This window comes from Asaia bogorensis, assembly GCF_900465345.1.
GTDB lineage: Bacteria > Pseudomonadota > Alphaproteobacteria > Acetobacterales > Acetobacteraceae > Asaia > Asaia bogorensis_A.
On sequence record NZ_UEGO01000003.1, the window covers coordinates 63254 to 78152 of the forward strand.

The following is a 14899-nucleotide window of genomic DNA, read 5'->3' on the forward strand; positions in this document are numbered from 1 at the left end:
AATGGAATCGTCCGCTACACTATGATTCATGTCTGATCGCTTCCACAAGCGTCTCTGGCGCAACGCTGTCACCATGGCTTCCGCAGTGCCTCCCACACCGACACTCAAGGTTGTGGAAGGTTTGCGAGAGTGCCCTGATTGTGGCCTGTTCCAGACGGTACCTCGCCTGAGACGGGGGCAGGTGGCCTATTGCACGCGCTGCGATGCCCAGTTGGCACGCAGGCGTCGCACACCGCCGATTGCGGCACCTACCGCCTTCTGTCTGGCCTCGGCAGCGCTTTATATTGCGCTACTCATCACCCAGCTTCTCACCATAAATGTGCATGGTCGGGTCAATACAGTCACCATTCTCACCGGACCGATCGAACTCGGTCGGGAAGGGTTTGGCGAGATCGGTTTGATCGTCGGGCTGACGACACTCATCATGCCCGGTGTGGTCATTGCCCTCATGGGGGCGATTCTGGTGGGCGCCAGCCGTCGTACCATGCCCGATTGGGCGCCGCGTTTGATGTCCTGGTACGAAAGACTGCGCGAATGGTCGATGATCGAGGTTTATATCCTCGGTGTGTTCGTCGCCTATACCAAGCTGATCGATCTGGCGATTGTCGATCTCCAGGCCGGTGTCTTTCTGATTGCCGCGCTCATGATCACCATGGCGGCCACAGATTCCACCCTCGATGTCGAGCGTATCTGGGACAACCGCGATATCCGTGAGGAAATGGCGGATGGTCAGGGACGTATCCTGCCTGTCGAGCACCTGACGGCCACCGACGATTCGATGCCACCCATCCAGCATATGCTGTCCTGTCACTCCTGCGGACTGGTCATGGCATTCGATCATGAGGTGTCGCGTGAGGGCGATATGGGCGATTGTCCGCGATGCCATCAGATCCTGCGTCGTCGGAAATCAAACAGCCTGACCAATGCAGCCGCCCTGCTTCTGGCGGGAATCATCTGCTACATCCCGGCCAATATGCTGCCTGTGATGACCTACACCAAGATGGGTCAGCCCGACACCAGCACCATCATCCACGGTGTGATCGAACTCTGGCAGTCCAACCTGATCCCGCTTGCCTTGCTGGTGCTGTTCGCTTCCATCACCGTGCCGGTACTCAAGATCGTGTCGTTGGCGCTGATGGTTCTCGGCACGTGGCGCAAGCAGAAGCGTGGATTACGCCTGCTGACCAAGCTCTATCGTCTGATTGATATCATCGGGCGCTGGTCGATGATCGATGTTTTCATGATCTCAATTCTTGTTGCGATCGTTCATTTTAATTTTCTCGCCAATGTTTTGGCGGATCCGGGTGTGGTTTTCTTCACCATCGTCGTCATCGTGACGATCTTTGCGGTGCATAGCTTCGACCCACGCAGCATGTGGGATGCCGCAGGGGAGAACGGCCCTGTGCCTGCCCCCGACGAGGCGAGACAAAATTCCGGTCAAGGAGGGATCTCCGAGGCCGGTTCTTCATTTCCTCCTCACGATATGGAGCCTGAGCGCGCGTGAGCGACAATAACGATCAAACCCGGCAGCAGACCCCCGGCCCGAAAAAGGCAGGAATCAGGAAGACACGTTTTTCCATTGTCTGGCTGATTCCGATCATTGCTATCGTCATTGCAGGGTGGCTTGCGTGGCGTAGCCTTGCCAATCGCGGTCCTGACATCACCATCACCTTCGATACGGCTTCCGGCCTGACCGCTGGGCAGACACAGGTCAAGAACAAGGCTGTCACGCTGGGTACGGTTCAGGACATCAGCCTGACACCGGACATGCGCCGCGTGATCGTTCATGTGCGCATGAACGGGGATACGGAAGACATCCTGACCGATCATACGCGCTTTTGGGTGGTGCGCCCCCGTATCAATGGTGCCAGCATCACCGGGCTCGAAACCCTGCTTTCCGGTGCGTATATCGCAATCGATCCGGGTGAGAAGGGTGGCCGCTATGAGACCAACTTCACAGGGCTCGAAGCCGCACCCGGCGTGCGTTCCGACCAGCCCGGCTCCACATTCATGCTGGTCACGCCAACGCTGGGGTCCATCGGTGAAGGGGCTCCCGTATTCTTCCGCGACATGTCTGTAGGCGAGGTTCTTGGCTACACCATGCCGCCGGGGGGCGAGGGGCCGATCATGGTCCAGGTTTTCGTCAAATCACCCTATGACCATTACCTTCGCACCGATTCGCGTTTCTGGAATGTCTCGGGCGTACAGGTGGGGCTCGGTGCCGGCGGCCTCAAGGTTCAGCTGACCTCACTTCAGGCGCTCCTCTCCGGTGGTGTGGCCTTTGGCCTTCCTACGCGCCGCCTGAAAGTCGATGCCCCGCAGGCACCGGCCAACTCGGTGTTCCGTCTCTATGCAAGCCAGGCCGAAGCCGACAATGCGCGTTATCATCAGCGTGTGAAGGCAGCGACCTATATCGACAGTTCAGTGAAGGGACTGACATCCGGAGCTTCGGTCAGCATGTTCGGTATCCAGGTGGGCAGCGTGACCGATGTCTCACTCAAGGTGAACGAGCAGGACGCCACAGCACGGGTACGCGTGGAAATGGAACTTGAACCCGAGCGCGTTCTGAACAGCGAGGAAACATCGCGAGACTCGCAGCACAAGCTGCTGGAGGCTTTCGTTGCCAAGGGGATGCGCGCCTCAGTCGAGAGCGCCAGCTTCCTGACGGGCGAATCGATGATCGGTCTGCAATTCGTCAAGAACGCCAAGCCTGCGTCGCTGACCTATGAGGATGATGTAGCCATTATCCCGAGTCAGCCTGGCGGGATTGACGGCATCATGGCCTCAGCCGCCACGACCATGGACAAGGTGGCCGCCATGCCCCTTACCCAGATCGGCGAGCATCTGAATGATCTTCTGGCCCATGCAGACCAGCGTCTGGCGAGTCCCGAGGTCAAGCAGTCGATCGTCGCGCTGCGCGATTCACTGCGTCATGTCTCCGAGCTGACCCAGAATGCGAACGAAGGGATGAAGCCGCTTCTAAAGAAGCTTCCTGCCATGAGCGACGCCCTTCAGGGCACATTGAAAAATGCGCAGACCGTCCTCGCAAGCTATGGCGGCGATACCGATTTCCATCGGGATCTGCAGGCCATGATCACGCAGCTCAGCCAAGCCGCACGCTCCATTCGTTTCCTGACGGATTATCTCAACCATCATCCTTCAGCCTTGATTACGGGACGCCACTGACGTGCAGATTTTTTCCTCCCCTCTCCTCGGTCAATCGCGTTCCCGATCGGTAGGGCGCGTGATGCCTCAACTATGCGCCAGCGCGTTGATGCTGGGTGTCATGGGCACTGCACTGACGGCCTGTGGCAGCGACCCGACACTTTATTCTGTGGCGGCTGTTCCCGGTGTGGCCCAATCCGGTGGGCCGGTCACGGTCGAAGTGCGAACCCCGGTCGTGACGGCCAGCCTCGATCGCGATGAAATCGTGCGACAGGACAAGGACTACAAGCTGGAAATCGCCAAGGGAAATGCGTGGAGCGAGCCGATTGGTGACATGATCGGCCGCGTGCTTACGCATGATCTGGCCCAGCGCCTGCCCGGCAGTACGGTCTTTGCGCAGAACGATGCCGTCTCGACCAAGGCACAGGCCTTTGTCGAGGTCACGATCACAGCTTTCAACGCAGATCAGCAGGGCAACGCCCTGCTGACGGGATCGCTCTCAGTGCATGGTGACAAGCCGGGTATCGGCCCCAACCTCACTGTGCCGGTGCAGCTTCAGGCCCATCTGGACAACAAACGGGCCAACACGCTCGTGGCGGGGCTCAGTACGTTAACCGGTCAGCTCGCCGATCTGGCTGCGCAGAAAATCCGTGTCCTGCCGGTGTTGCCGATCACGCCCTGAGGGTGGGCGGGGCCTTGCCCCGACCCCGTTGGGAAGACAGGTTCTCCTGCTCAATGGCTCAGGGCATAAAAAAACCCGCCTCCTTTCGGGGGCGGGTTTTTTCCTGTCTGTCGCGAGGCGATTAGAGCTTTTCGACCTGAGTGTAGTCCAGCTCCACCGGGGTGGAACGACCGAAGATCGAGACGCTGACCTTGAGGCGCGAACGTTCTTCGTCCACTTCCTCGATAACGCCATTGAAAGAGGTGAAGGGACCATCGGCCACACGAATCTGCTCGCCGATCTCGAAAGTAACGGCGGAACGAGGACGCTCCACACCTTCTTCCGCCTGCTTGAGCATACGCTCGGCTTCGGCTTCAGTGATGGGCGAGGGACGATTGCGCGTTCCCAGAAAGCCGGTGACCTTAGGTGTGTCCTTGACCAGATGCCATGCATCGTCGGTCAGTTCCATTTTCACCAGCACATAACCGGGGAAGAACTTGCGCTCGGCGTTGATCTTGCGACCACGACGAACCTCGGTGACGTCCTCTGACGGAACCAGCACTTCCTCGAACTGGTCGCTCAGACCCTTCTGGGCTGCCTGTTCCTTGATGTGGGTCGCAATCTTCTTCTCGAACCCGGAATAGACATGCACGACGTACCAACGCTTAGCCATGGTTGTTCGTCTTAGCCTCCAACGCCAAAGAGTTCGCGCACGCCAAGCCCGATGACCTGGTCGACAACGAAAAAGAAAACTGAGGTAAGGGCAGCCATGGCAAGGACGGCGCCCGTGGTGACCAGCGTGTTACGGCGTGTCGGCCAGGTGATCCTGGTCGCTTCCGTACGTACGTCCTTCAGGTACTGAACCAGATTGAAACGGACGGCTGGTTTGGACGAGGGTTTCGGGGCGTCTTTCGAAGCGCCTCCCTTGGAGGGCGAAGACTGCTGCGACCCGTGTTTTGGGGTAGTGACCGACACCGTCATCCTCATATTCTTCAGAAAGCCGCGCGTGGCGGAATACCGCGCCCGACTCCGCTCGCTGGATTAAACCAGCGGCTGCGGCGTGGTGGCAGGGGCGGAGGGTCTCGAACTCTCAACCTCCGGTTTTGGAGACCGGCGCTCTAGCCAATTGAGCTACACCCCTAGCGTCGTCCGCCTGGTCAACCGTCGAGGATGAAACATCCGGTCGGGTTGGGTCATGACGAGACCACTTGCGGCGTAATGCGGCGCTCGGGCTTTTAAGTCAAGAGATCATTTGCAGTTTTTCGAGCAAAACTGTCTCTTGCTTCAATGCAGGATCAGCGTTAGGGAGAGCCATCAGCTGAAGCGCGGGCGTAGCATAGTGGTAATGCAGTAGCCTTCCAAGCTTCTGAGGAGGGTTCGATTCCCTTCGCCCGCTCCAGCCGATATCCCTCCCGGAAAAATCAGTTTTTTCTCAAGGCTAATGTCTCACGCCCTGCCGTGGGCTGATCCATGTCGCCTGTCATTCGGTCGCACAGGGCCTGTGGCTTGCATGGGCCGAGGCGAATTGCGTGATCATGAGGGCAACCGGCGCGTCGCCCACATTTCCGGACAGATGGCCTGCATGGCCCTGTGCATCAGGCTTTGCCCCGATATCCTCACTGAGAAGAGCGTCGCCGGGGTTCAGTTCGACGCGCGTCCCATCCATGCTTTGCACGAACCACACGCCCTGAATGGGGATGATCCATTGCACGCTCTCAGGGGCGTGCCAGCCACCCTTCCAGTGGGCGGGCTGGATGCTGGTCACCATGCGGGCCTCACCCTGCTGGGCATGATTCACCCATTGCGGATCGGCGTGGGCAGCAAGGCGGCTCAGGGTAAAATTCTTCAGCTTGCATTTCGTGAGATGGCTCACACCCTGCTCATCACTCCAGTTATCCCAGTAAGGCACACCGGCAGGTTGCTCGACGGATGGCATCTCGGGTTGGGCGAAAGCCGTGAAGGGCATCATCACTGCCAGAATCGAGATGGAAGATAGCGTACGGCGACAGGGTAGGGGGCGGGCAAGGCGGGCGGCAAACATCAGGTAAGGGGGCCTTTGGCTCTTGGTTGGGGGTGGTGACGGGGTTTTGGCAAAATCACACGCATAAGTGCAACCGCGAGAACGAGCCGGTCTGGCATCGGGTATCCCCGCAAGAGAGTCATGACGCTGCCTTGAGCCTGCATGGGCGCAGGCCCTGGCAAGGCCGGTATTTGGGCAGGGACTTCCCGCCAGAAGAAAGGCAAGGCGGCGATTTCAGCGCTTCGGGGCCCAGAGTGTCAGTTGCACTTGGCGCGGCCTGCGTGCTAGACGCCCCGCGAGGCCTGATCCGTTATTGCGGAATCGGGACGAACAGTCTCGTTATCTGAGTCATGATCAATCGGTTCCATGAACGATGCGTTGGGCACATGCCCTGCACTATGGTCGCGATGGTCATCAGGATGTTTGTGTAATTGGGGTGGGAACGCCGGACGTGACAGTGGTCGAAACAGCCGAGGCACCGCAGGTCAGCATGGATGCGTCGGGGGGCATGGCGCAACGCTACGCTCTCGCGCTCTATGAATATGCTGAAGAGAAATCGGTGCTCCCTGAAGTGCTGGATCAGGTGCGCGCCCTGCGCAAGCTGATTGCGGAAAGTGCGGCACTGCGCGAGTTTTTGGCCGACCAGAGCCTCGATTCCCGCCAGGCAGGCCAGGGCCTGGAAGCTGTTCTCAAGGCGCAGGGCTTCAGCGAGACGCTCAAGCGCTTTGTTGGTGTGGTGTCACGCAACCGTCGTGCATCACGCATTGATGAAATTCTCGGTGCCGTTCTTGCCCTCGACGCCAAGCGTCGTGGCGAGACGATTGCCGAAGTGCGCAGCGCGCAGCCTCTGACGGCTGGTCAGCGCAGCGCCTTGCAGACTCGCCTGGCCGAGGCGGGCTATGCCCGTGTCTCCATGATCGAGCGCGTTCAGCCTGAGCTGATCGGTGGTCTTGTCGTGCAGATTGGCGCCAAGCTTTTTGATACCTCCATTCGCGGGCGTCTGACCCGCATCCAGAATGCCATGAAGGGAGCCGCGTGATGGATATCCGTCCCGCAGAGATTTCGGACATCCTCAAGCAGCAGATCGCGTCCTTCAATGACGAAGCGCAGGTCTCCGAGACGGGCACCGTCCTGTCCATCGGTGACGGTATCGCGCGCGTCTATGGCCTGTCGAATGCCATGTCCGGCGAAATGGTTGATTTCCAGGCTACGGGCGACCGCGGCATGGTGCTGAACCTCGAAGAGGACAGCGTCGGCATCGTCGTGTTCGGTGATGGCGATGGCATCCGTGAAGGTGACACCGTCACCCGTACGGGCGCCGTGGTTGAAGTGCCGGTCGGCAAGGGGCTTCTGGGTCGCGTTGTTGATGCGCTCGGCAACCCGATCGACGGCAAGGGCCCGCTGACCGACGTCGTCATGAAGCGCGCCGAAGTGAAGGCTCCGGGCATCATGCCGCGCCAGTCCGTGTGCGAGCCGATGCAGACCGGTATCAAGGCGATCGACGCCCTGGTGCCGATTGGCCGTGGCCAGCGTGAACTCGTGATCGGTGACCGTCAGACCGGCAAGACCGCCATTCTGATCGACACCATCGTGGCCCAGAAGCCTGTCAACGCGACGGGTGACGAGAAGCAGAAGCTTTACTGCATCTATGTCGCTATCGGCCAGAAGCGTTCGACCGTTGCCAACCTCGTTCGCACGCTGACGGAAGAAGGCTCGATGGAATACTCCATCGTCGTCGCCGCCACAGCGTCTGACCCGGCACCGATGCAGTATCTTGCACCGTACTCGGCCTGCTCGATGGGTGAGTTCTTCCGTGACAACGGCATGCACGCCCTGATCTGCTATGACGATCTGTCCAAGCAGGCTGTGGCCTATCGCCAGATGTCGCTGCTGCTGCGTCGTCCGCCGGGCCGTGAGGCTTTCCCGGGTGACGTGTTCTATCTGCACTCGCGTCTGCTCGAGCGCGCCGCCAAGATGTCCGACGAGTTCGGCGGTGGTTCGCTGACGGCTCTCCCGGTGATCGAGACGCAGGCTGGTGACGTTGCCGCCTACATCCCGACCAACGTGATTTCGATCACTGACGGTCAGATCTTCCTTGAGACCGACCTGTTCTACAAGGGCATCCGCCCTGCCGTGAACGTCGGTGGTTCGGTGTCGCGCGTTGGTTCGGCTGCCCAGATCAAGGCGATGAAGCAGGTTGCCGGCAAGATCAAGCTCGACCTCGCCCAGTACCGTGAAATGGCTGCGTTCTCGCAGTTCGCTTCCGATCTGGACCCCGCTACCCGCAAGCAGCTTGAGCGTGGCGCACGCCTGACGGAACTGCTGAAGCAGCCCCAGACCTCGCCGCTGCCGGTTGAGGAGCAGGTTGTCGTGCTGTTCGCCGGTACGCGTGGCTTTGTCGATGTGGTCAAGGTCGATCAGGTCGTGCGTTACGAAGCCACTCTGCTGGCCGAAATGCGCAGCTCGGGCAAGGCCATCCTCGACGCCATCCGCACTGATCGTCAGATCAAGCCGGAAGTCGAAGCCAAGCTGACCGAACTGCTGACGGCGTTCAACAAGCGCTTTGCAGCCTAAGGACGGACCATGCCCTCGCTGAAGGAACTGCGCGCCCGGATCGCGGGCGTGAAATCGCAGCGCAAGATCACGAGTGCCATGAAGATGGTCGCAGCGTCCAAGCTGCGCCGTTTTCAGAAGCATGCCGAGGCCTCGCGTCCCTATGCTGCCGCCATGCGCCGCATGTTGTCCGAGCTTGCGACGGCAACTTCAGGCCAGGGCGAGTTGCCCGTGCTTCTCGAAGGCGGCAAGGGTTCGACCCATCTTATCGTTTTGCTGACCAGCGATTTCGGTCTGGCGGGTGGCTTCAATGCCAATCTGGTGCGCTCGGTGCGTCAGATCGTCTCGCGTCTCGAATCGCAGGGTGAAACGGTGCGTATCCTGCCGGTCGGCCGCAAGGGCGGTGAGGCCATGGCGCGCATCTTCCCCGGCAAGCTGATCGAGCGTTACGAAGGCACGGCTGGCCGCGAGGTACAGTTCCAGAAGGCTGTTGACCTCGGCCAGCGCGTTACCGAACTGCTTACCGATGGTCAGGTCGATCGCGTGACGGTGGTGTTCAACCGCTTCGTCAACGCCATGACCCAGATCCCGACGGAAGAGGCGCTCGTTCCGCTGCCCGTGGCCGAGAACGACAACGCCAGTGAATATACCGCTCAATATGAATTTGAGCCCAATGAAGCCGAGCTGCTCGCTCAGCTTCTGCCGCGTAATATCCAGGTCCAGTTCTTCGCTGCACTTCTCGAAAGTGCGGCTGGTGAGCAGGGTGCACGCATGACGGCCATGGATAACGCGACACGGAATGCAGGCAAGGCGATCGACTCTCTGTCGCAGCGCTATAACCGCACCCGCCAGAGCAACATCACCAAAGAACTTATCGAGATCATCTCCGGCGCTGAAGCCGTCTGAGACTTTTACGCAGGAGCCGAAATACGATGTCCGAAACTCTGTCGTCTGCCAGCAGCAACGTCGTGGGTCGCGTGACGCAGGTCCGCGGTCCCGTGGTCGATGTCCAGTTCGAAGGCACGCTGCCGCATATCCTCAATGCGCTGCACGTCCAGATTGGCGACCAGACCCTTGTGCTCGAAGTGGCACAGGAAATTGGTGAGCGCGAAGTGCGCTGCATCGCCATGGACAGCACCGATGGTCTGGTCCGTGGTAGCGAAGTGAAGGATACCGGTGCCCAGATCACGGTGCCGGTTGGCCCGGCGACGCTCGGCCGTATCCTCAACGTCATCGGCGAGCCCGTCGATGAGCGCGGTCCTGTCGTGTCCGACAAGCACTATCCGATTCACCGCAAGGCTCCCTCCTTCGAGGACCAGGCTGCGGCTTCCGAGATTCTGGTCACCGGAATCAAGGTGGTCGATCTGCTCTGCCCGTACCTCAAGGGCGGCAAGATCGGTCTGTTCGGCGGCGCTGGCGTTGGCAAGACCGTCATCATCCAGGAGCTGATCAACAACATCGCCAAGGCTCATGGCGGCGTGTCCGTCTTTGCCGGTGTCGGTGAGCGTACGCGTGAGGGCAACGACCTGTATTTCGAAATGCAGGATGCCGGCGTGATCAAGATCGGTGAAGATGGCTCGACGGCTGGCTCCAAGGTGGCACTGGTTTATGGCCAGATGAACGAGCCGCCAGGTGCCCGCGCCCGCGTGGCCCTGTCCGCCCTGTCCCTCGCAGAATATTTCCGCGATGAGGAAGGCCAGGACGTGCTGTTCTTCGTGGACAACATCTTCCGCTTCACGCAGGCCGGTTCGGAAGTTTCGGCTCTGCTGGGTCGTATTCCTTCAGCCGTGGGTTACCAGCCGACGCTCGCCACCGAGATGGGCGCCCTGCAGGAGCGCATCACCTCCACCAAGAAGGGCTCGATCACCTCGGTTCAGGCCGTCTACGTGCCTGCCGACGATCTGACCGATCCGGCACCTGCCGCGACCTTCGCCCATCTTGATGCCACGACCGTGCTGAACCGCTCGATTGCGGAAATGGGCATCTATCCGGCTGTTGATCCGCTCGACTCCACCTCGCGTTCGCTCGACCCCAAGATCGTTGGTGAAGAGCACTATCAGGTGGCCCGTGACGTGCAGCGTATCCTCCAGACCTATAAGGGCCTGCAGGACATCATCGCGATCCTGGGCATGGATGAGCTGTCGGAAGAGGACAAGCAGGTCGTGGCGCGCGCGCGTCGCATCCAGCGCTTCCTGTCGCAGCCTTTCCACGTGGCCGAGGTCTTCACGGGTTCGCCGGGCAAGCTCGTCGCCCTTGACGACACCGTGCGCAGCTTCAAGGCGATTGTGGCCGGTGAATACGACCACCTGCCGGAAGGCGCTTTCTACATGGTCGGGTCGATCGACGAAGCGATCGCCAAGGCCGAGAAGATGAAGGAGTCGGCGTAAGCCCATGCCGGTTCAGGTCGAAATCATCAGCCCGGAAAAGCTGCTCTTCCGCAAGGAAGTCGAAATGGCAGTCATCCCGGGCGAGGAAGGCGATATCGCGGCCATGCCGGATCATGCGCCGATCATGCTCCTGCTGCGCGGTGGCGTCGTCTCCCTTTATGAGGGCGGCGTCGTGACCGAGCGCTTCTTCGTCTCCGGTGGTTTCGCCGACATCACGGCTGATCGCTGCACGATTCTGGCTGACGAGGCCCTGCCGATCAAGGACATCGTCCTGACCGAAGCAGAGTCGCGCCTCGAGACCCTCGAGCTTCAGCTGACCAATGTCGCAGCTGATGACCTCGCGGATATCGAGCGTATCTCTCGCAAGATACAGGCAACACGAGCTGCCATCGAGGCGGCCGAGGCTGCACACCCGATCTACTGATCGGGCATACCCGTTAGCGAAAAGGCCGGCTCCCCTTCGGGCGCCGGCCTTTTTGTTTGATGTTTGTATCAGGGCCGACATCGGGTCCGGGTATAAGACAGTATGTTCCTTACATCGCCTTGGATATCAGAGGCATGCCGCTGCCCCATGTGCTGCGATGATAGCCCTATTCTGGGGGCAGAGAGAGGCGGTTGGACCTTGGGCCCCTTTGGATCAAGGTCCTCAACCGGCTTGTCAGAACAGACCTGATTGAGGAATGCGTCTGGCCTGAATAAGCGCCAATGCCTCCTTGTCCGGGTCAGCGCCTATTCTCACTGGGTGCTTTCCCTCAAGCTTTCAGGGCAGATGTCTATGTCAGAGGCACCATTTGGACTGTCCAGCCCGTCCGGGCTGGTTTTGCGGTCTCAGCCGCGACCGCGATAGCCGGGAACATCCTGTGCAGGCACCCACACGCCCTCGGGCGCCAGGCCAGTCTGCCAGAACACGTCGATGGGAATACCCCCGCGTGGATACCAGTAGGCGCCAATACGCAGCCATTTCGGGTTCAGCACCTCGACCAGTTTCGTGGCAATGCTGACAGAGCAATCCTCATGAAATGCGCCATGATTGCGAAAGCTGGTGAGATAGAGCTTGAGCGACTTGCTCTCGACGATCCACTCATCCGGAATGTAGTCGATCACGATATGAGCGAAGTCGGGCTGACCGGTTACCGGGCATAGCGACGTGAATTCAGGTGCCGTGAAACGCACCACATAATCGCGGCCCTTATGCGGGCTTGGCACACGCTCGAGCGTTGCGGTTTCCGGGCTGTCCGGCTGCACGGTCTGTCGGCCAAGCTGGCTGAGTGCCGCGAGATCGTTCTCTGATGTGGTCATGTGGGTCTGCCCTGATGTATGGATGGGAAATGCAAGTGTCTCAAGCCGGTTTCCCAGCCCCAGTCATCGTGTCTTCTACAGACGATTTGGCGCAACTCTGCGCCCGACTCAAGCAGGAGCCGTTCGTTACGATCGATACGGAGTTCGTGCGCGAGCATACATACTGGCCGGAACTTTGCGTGGTGCAGCTCGGTGGCGTGTCGGATGTTGCCGTGATTGACACCCTGGCACCAGGTATCGACCTTGCGCCGCTGGCCGATCTGCTGGCAACGGAAAGCTGCGTCAAGGTCTTCCACGCTGCCCGACAGGATCTGGAAATCTTTCTGCATCTGTTCGATGCCCTGCCGCGCTCCATTTTTGACACACAGGTGGCGGCAATGGTGGGGGGCTATGGCGATCAGGTAGGTTATGACACGCTCGTCAATGCCATTACCGGCGCGAGCATCGACAAGACCCATCGCTTCAGCGACTGGGCAGCGCGGCCGCTCTCCAAGGCACAGATTGCCTATGCCGCAGCGGATGTCACGCATCTGCGCGATGTCTATCTTGCCCTGCATGACGAACTGGAAAAGCAGAACCGTCTGCACTGGGCTGATGCCGAGCTTGCTGTCCTGAATGATCCGGCAACCTTCCGCCCCGATCCGCGCCGCCAGTGGGAGCGGCTGAAGGCCCGTACCAATAACCGTCGCATGCTTGGCGTCTTGCGCGAGGTTGCGGCATGGCGTGAACTTGAGGCGCAGGCGCTGAACATCCCGCGTCAGCGCCTCATCCGCGATGAGAGCCTGCTCGAAATTGCGGCTGTTCGCCCGCAGGATACTGACGCTCTATCACGCGTGCGAGGTGTTTCTCGTGGTTTTGCCGAGGGCAAGGCAGCGCCGGGTCTTCTGGCAGCAATCCAGACAGGGCTTGATCTGCCCGAAAAGGACCTTCCGCGGCCACCGCGCAAATCCGAGGGGGCCAAGCCTTCGGCGGCGTTGGTTGCGCTGCTCAAGGTCGTGCTTGCCGCCAGTTGCGAGGCCAACCGCGTGGCTCCCAAACTTGTCGCGACGAGTGAGGATCTGGACAGTCTGGCACTGGGTGAAACCGATAGCCCGGTTCTCAAGGGATGGCGCCGCGCTGTCTTCGGCGAGGATGCCCTTGCGCTTCTGCGAGGTGATATCCAGCTTGCCGTTGAAGGCCGTTCGGTAAGACTGATCCGCGACGATCAGGCCTGAAGACTGCTCTGATCTCGTGCCAGATCCTGCCCTGCCGTAGCGCCCGGAGGCATCATACGCAGGCAGGGCGTGGTACGGGGGAAGCCTGACAGGCAAGGGTGAGGGCGATCAGCGATCAGTACCCCCTGTCAGAGAATGTCACGTCATTCTTTGGTAATTCACGCGGGTTCAGATTGACTCGAGCAAGAGCTCTGTGTTTATGCGCCAGTCTCATCATAGAAAAATCCGATTTACGGATTGAGCAAGTCGTATCGACACCCTAGTTTTACGTCACAGGACTGAATGAGGAGCACGGGCGATGGAATGGACTGACGAAATAATCTCCCGTCTTCAGACGCTTTGGCAGGAAGGACTATCGACAGCCGAGATCGGGCGACAGCTCTCGATCACGAAGAATGCTGTTGTGGGCAAGGCGCACCGTCTTGGTTTGCCGCCACGCCCTTCGCCCATCCGTGCTGCGGCAAAGTCGCGCAAGGACGCCGCTCCCGAGGCGGGTGTGGACGCCACATCGGCGCCGTCCGCTGAAGCTGTCGCGCCAAAAGCGGCCGAGCCGGTCACAACCCCGGCCAGTGAAAAGCCGCCTGCCAAAGCTGCTGAAAAACCGGTCGAGGCGGTGCAGGAAAAGGCCAGTGAGGTTATTGGTGTCAAGGCAGCACCTGCTGCACTGGTAGAGGATGCGCCGGCCCCGGTCATGGCTGGCCGTCCAACCGCCGCCACGCCGACATCGTCCGCTGCCGGATCGGCATCGGCCAGTCCTGCTGCGACAATCGAAGATGAGCCTGCAACTGCCGCGAAATCCGCTGCGCCCCGCAAATCCGCAGAGGCCAAGACCATGGCGCCAGATCTGATCCTCCGCCCGCTCCTGCGCCCGCTGACGGCTGACACGTCACCGCGTCGTGGTCCAGCCTGCTGCTGGCCCAACGGCGATCCTGGAACCCCGGGTTTCCATTTCTGTGGTGCCAAGCCCGTTCCCGGCAAGCCCTATTGCGCCGAGCATTGCGCGATTGCTTATGTGAAGCTGCGTGACCGTCGGGAAAGCGCTGGCTGAACCAGGTCTGTGCAAGGATGAACAAAAAAAGCCCGGTCCAGCAGGACCGGGCTTTTTTGTTGCATGTCGCCAAAACGGATCAGGCTGAAGGGATGGTCTCGTCAGTCTTCTCGATTGCAGGGGCAGGAGCCTCGACAGGGGCCGGTCGGGCAGGCATGTCGCCGGTGATCATTTCCAGATGACCCGTGATCTGGCCACCATCCTCGACCTGCAGGCGGCGGGTGCGCGTCTTGCCAATCAGACGGCCCGTAGCACGCACGGTCAGATTGCCACGAACGGTCAGTGTGCCGTCGATCGTGCCTGCAAGGTCGGCATCCTCAACTTCGATTTCGCCGCGGAAGACACCGCCCTGTGCAACCGAGAGTTCGGTAGCCTGAAGCAGCGTGGCTTCGACCGTTCCCTCGACAACAAGGCGCTCGGCATCCTGAATCGAACCCTGCACCGAAATGCCGCGTCCAACGACCAGCGTGCGGCGGTCGGTCGTTTCACGACGCCCGCCAGGTGCCGAAGCCGCGGCTGCCGCGGGGCGGGCAGGGGCTGCCGGGGTGGCAG

At 60.3% G+C, this 14899-nt stretch carries 15 protein-coding genes and 2 tRNA genes; 11 read left to right on the forward strand and 6 right to left on the reverse strand.

Features of this window, described 5'->3' with window-relative positions; translation table 11 throughout:
• The first annotated feature begins 28 nt into the window (after positions 1 to 28).
• The 3 genes from ED655_RS01960 (at position 29) to ED655_RS01970 (ending at position 3847) form a co-directional block, all read left to right on the forward strand.
• A complete protein-coding gene (locus ED655_RS01960) occupies positions 29 to 1504 on the forward strand; it encodes a paraquat-inducible protein A (protein ID WP_062163750.1) in 1476 nt (491 codons plus the stop codon).
• Positions 1501 to 3186, forward strand: a complete 1686-nt coding sequence (locus ED655_RS01965) for a PqiB family protein (RefSeq protein ID WP_122048762.1) — start codon at positions 1501 to 1503, stop codon at positions 3184 to 3186. The genes ED655_RS01960 and ED655_RS01965 overlap by 4 nt, the downstream gene beginning before the upstream one ends.
• A gap of 61 nt (positions 3187 to 3247) precedes the next feature.
• Positions 3248 to 3847 carry a PqiC family protein gene (locus ED655_RS01970; protein WP_122048763.1) on the forward strand — a complete coding sequence of 200 codons (600 nt, stop codon included), beginning with the start codon at positions 3248 to 3250 and terminating at the stop codon, positions 3845 to 3847.
• Between the two features lie 121 nt (positions 3848 to 3968).
• Here the strand turns inward: ED655_RS01970 and nusG are convergent, their stop codons facing one another.
• The 3 genes from nusG to ED655_RS01985 all read right to left on the reverse strand — a co-directional run bounded on the left by nusG (position 3969) and on the right by ED655_RS01985 (position 4967).
• Positions 3969 to 4499 carry a transcription termination/antitermination protein NusG gene (nusG, locus tag ED655_RS01975; protein ID WP_122048764.1) on the reverse strand — a complete coding sequence of 177 codons (531 nt, stop codon included), beginning with the start codon at positions 4497 to 4499 and terminating at the stop codon, positions 3969 to 3971.
• An 11-nt stretch (positions 4500 to 4510) separates the two neighbouring features.
• Entirely contained in the window at positions 4511 to 4807 is a 297-nt protein-coding gene (gene secE, locus ED655_RS15675; RefSeq protein ID WP_081866850.1) for a preprotein translocase subunit SecE, read from the reverse strand.
• A gap of 83 nt (positions 4808 to 4890) precedes the next feature.
• Positions 4891 to 4967 (reverse strand) — tRNA-Trp (locus tag ED655_RS01985).
• 184 nt (positions 4968 to 5151) lie between these two features.
• On the opposite strand from ED655_RS01985, the gene ED655_RS01990 reads away from it, so the two are divergent.
• Positions 5152 to 5225, forward strand: a tRNA-Gly gene (locus ED655_RS01990).
• Positions 5226 to 5306: 81 nt separating this feature from the next.
• On the opposite strand, the gene ED655_RS01995 is transcribed toward ED655_RS01990, so the two are convergent.
• A complete protein-coding gene (locus tag ED655_RS01995; protein ID WP_122048765.1) occupies positions 5307 to 5867 on the reverse strand; it encodes a cupin domain-containing protein in 561 nt (186 codons plus the stop codon).
• Between the two features lie 469 nt (positions 5868 to 6336).
• Here ED655_RS01995 and atpH point away from each other — a divergent pair, with 469 nt between their 5' ends.
• The 5 genes from atpH to atpC are packed head-to-tail and all read left to right on the forward strand — an operon-like array spanning position 6337 to position 11210.
• Positions 6337 to 6885: an ATP synthase F1 subunit delta gene (atpH, locus tag ED655_RS02000; RefSeq protein WP_122048776.1), complete on the forward strand. Its 549-nt coding sequence runs from the start codon at positions 6337 to 6339 to the stop codon at positions 6883 to 6885.
• Positions 6885 to 8420 (forward strand): F0F1 ATP synthase subunit alpha, encoded by a 1536-nt coding sequence (atpA, locus tag ED655_RS02005; protein ID WP_035444199.1) that lies wholly within the window; start codon positions 6885 to 6887, stop codon positions 8418 to 8420. Before atpH ends, atpA begins: the two co-directional genes overlap by 1 nt.
• A 9-nt stretch (positions 8421 to 8429) precedes the next feature.
• A complete protein-coding gene (locus tag ED655_RS02010; RefSeq protein WP_122048766.1) occupies positions 8430 to 9305 on the forward strand; it encodes a F0F1 ATP synthase subunit gamma in 876 nt (291 codons plus the stop codon).
• Between the two features lie 26 nt (positions 9306 to 9331).
• Positions 9332 to 10786, forward strand: a complete 1455-nt coding sequence (gene atpD, locus ED655_RS02015; protein WP_122048767.1) for a F0F1 ATP synthase subunit beta — start codon at positions 9332 to 9334, stop codon at positions 10784 to 10786.
• 4 nt (positions 10787 to 10790) lie between these two features.
• Positions 10791 to 11210 carry an ATP synthase F1 subunit epsilon gene (gene atpC / locus ED655_RS02020; protein ID WP_122048768.1) on the forward strand — a complete coding sequence of 140 codons (420 nt, stop codon included), beginning with the start codon at positions 10791 to 10793 and terminating at the stop codon, positions 11208 to 11210.
• A gap of 404 nt (positions 11211 to 11614) precedes the next feature.
• On the opposite strand, the gene queF is transcribed toward atpC, so the two are convergent.
• Complete coding sequence (gene queF, locus ED655_RS02025; protein WP_122048769.1) at positions 11615 to 12085, reverse strand: preQ(1) synthase; 471 nt, start codon at positions 12083 to 12085, stop codon at positions 11615 to 11617.
• 29 nt (positions 12086 to 12114) lie between these two features.
• Between queF and rnd the strand changes: the two genes are divergently transcribed.
• Positions 12115 to 13299 carry a ribonuclease D gene (rnd, locus tag ED655_RS02030; RefSeq protein WP_122048770.1) on the forward strand — a complete coding sequence of 395 codons (1185 nt, stop codon included), beginning with the start codon at positions 12115 to 12117 and terminating at the stop codon, positions 13297 to 13299.
• Between the two features lie 298 nt (positions 13300 to 13597).
• Positions 13598 to 14347 carry a GcrA family cell cycle regulator gene (locus ED655_RS02035; RefSeq protein WP_122048771.1) on the forward strand — a complete coding sequence of 250 codons (750 nt, stop codon included), beginning with the start codon at positions 13598 to 13600 and terminating at the stop codon, positions 14345 to 14347.
• 79 nt (positions 14348 to 14426) lie between these two features.
• Here ED655_RS02035 and ED655_RS02040 read toward each other — a convergent pair.
• Positions 14427 to 14899, reverse strand: a 473-nt coding sequence (locus ED655_RS02040; protein ID WP_408735636.1) for a bactofilin family protein, incomplete at its 5' end; no start/stop codon positions are given.

Bases quoted from the DNA above. Each gene is read 5' to 3' on its own strand.
- ED655_RS01960 (WP_062163750.1), top strand. From the start codon at position 29: ATGTCTGATCGCTTCCACAAGCGTCTCTGGCGCAACGCTGTCACCATG.
- ED655_RS01970 (WP_122048763.1), top strand. From the start codon at position 3,248: ATGCCTCAACTATGCGCCAGCGCGTTGATGCTGGGTGTCATGGGCACT.
- nusG (WP_122048764.1), bottom strand. From the start codon at position 4,499: ATGGCTAAGCGTTGGTACGTCGTGCATGTCTATTCCGGGTTCGAGAAG.
- secE (WP_081866850.1), bottom strand. From the start codon at position 4,807: ATGACGGTGTCGGTCACTACCCCAAAACACGGGTCGCAGCAGTCTTCG.
- ED655_RS01995 (WP_122048765.1), bottom strand. From the start codon at position 5,867: ATGTTTGCCGCCCGCCTTGCCCGCCCCCTACCCTGTCGCCGTACGCTA.
- atpH (WP_122048776.1), top strand. From the start codon at position 6,337: ATGGATGCGTCGGGGGGCATGGCGCAACGCTACGCTCTCGCGCTCTAT.
- atpA (WP_035444199.1), top strand. From the start codon at position 6,885: ATGGATATCCGTCCCGCAGAGATTTCGGACATCCTCAAGCAGCAGATC.
- ED655_RS02010 (WP_122048766.1), top strand. From the start codon at position 8,430: ATGCCCTCGCTGAAGGAACTGCGCGCCCGGATCGCGGGCGTGAAATCG.
- atpD (WP_122048767.1), top strand. From the start codon at position 9,332: ATGTCCGAAACTCTGTCGTCTGCCAGCAGCAACGTCGTGGGTCGCGTG.
- atpC (WP_122048768.1), top strand. From the start codon at position 10,791: ATGCCGGTTCAGGTCGAAATCATCAGCCCGGAAAAGCTGCTCTTCCGC.
- queF (WP_122048769.1), bottom strand. From the start codon at position 12,085: ATGACCACATCAGAGAACGATCTCGCGGCACTCAGCCAGCTTGGCCGA.
- rnd (WP_122048770.1), top strand. From the start codon at position 12,115: ATGCAAGTGTCTCAAGCCGGTTTCCCAGCCCCAGTCATCGTGTCTTCT.
- ED655_RS02035 (WP_122048771.1), top strand. From the start codon at position 13,598: ATGGAATGGACTGACGAAATAATCTCCCGTCTTCAGACGCTTTGGCAG.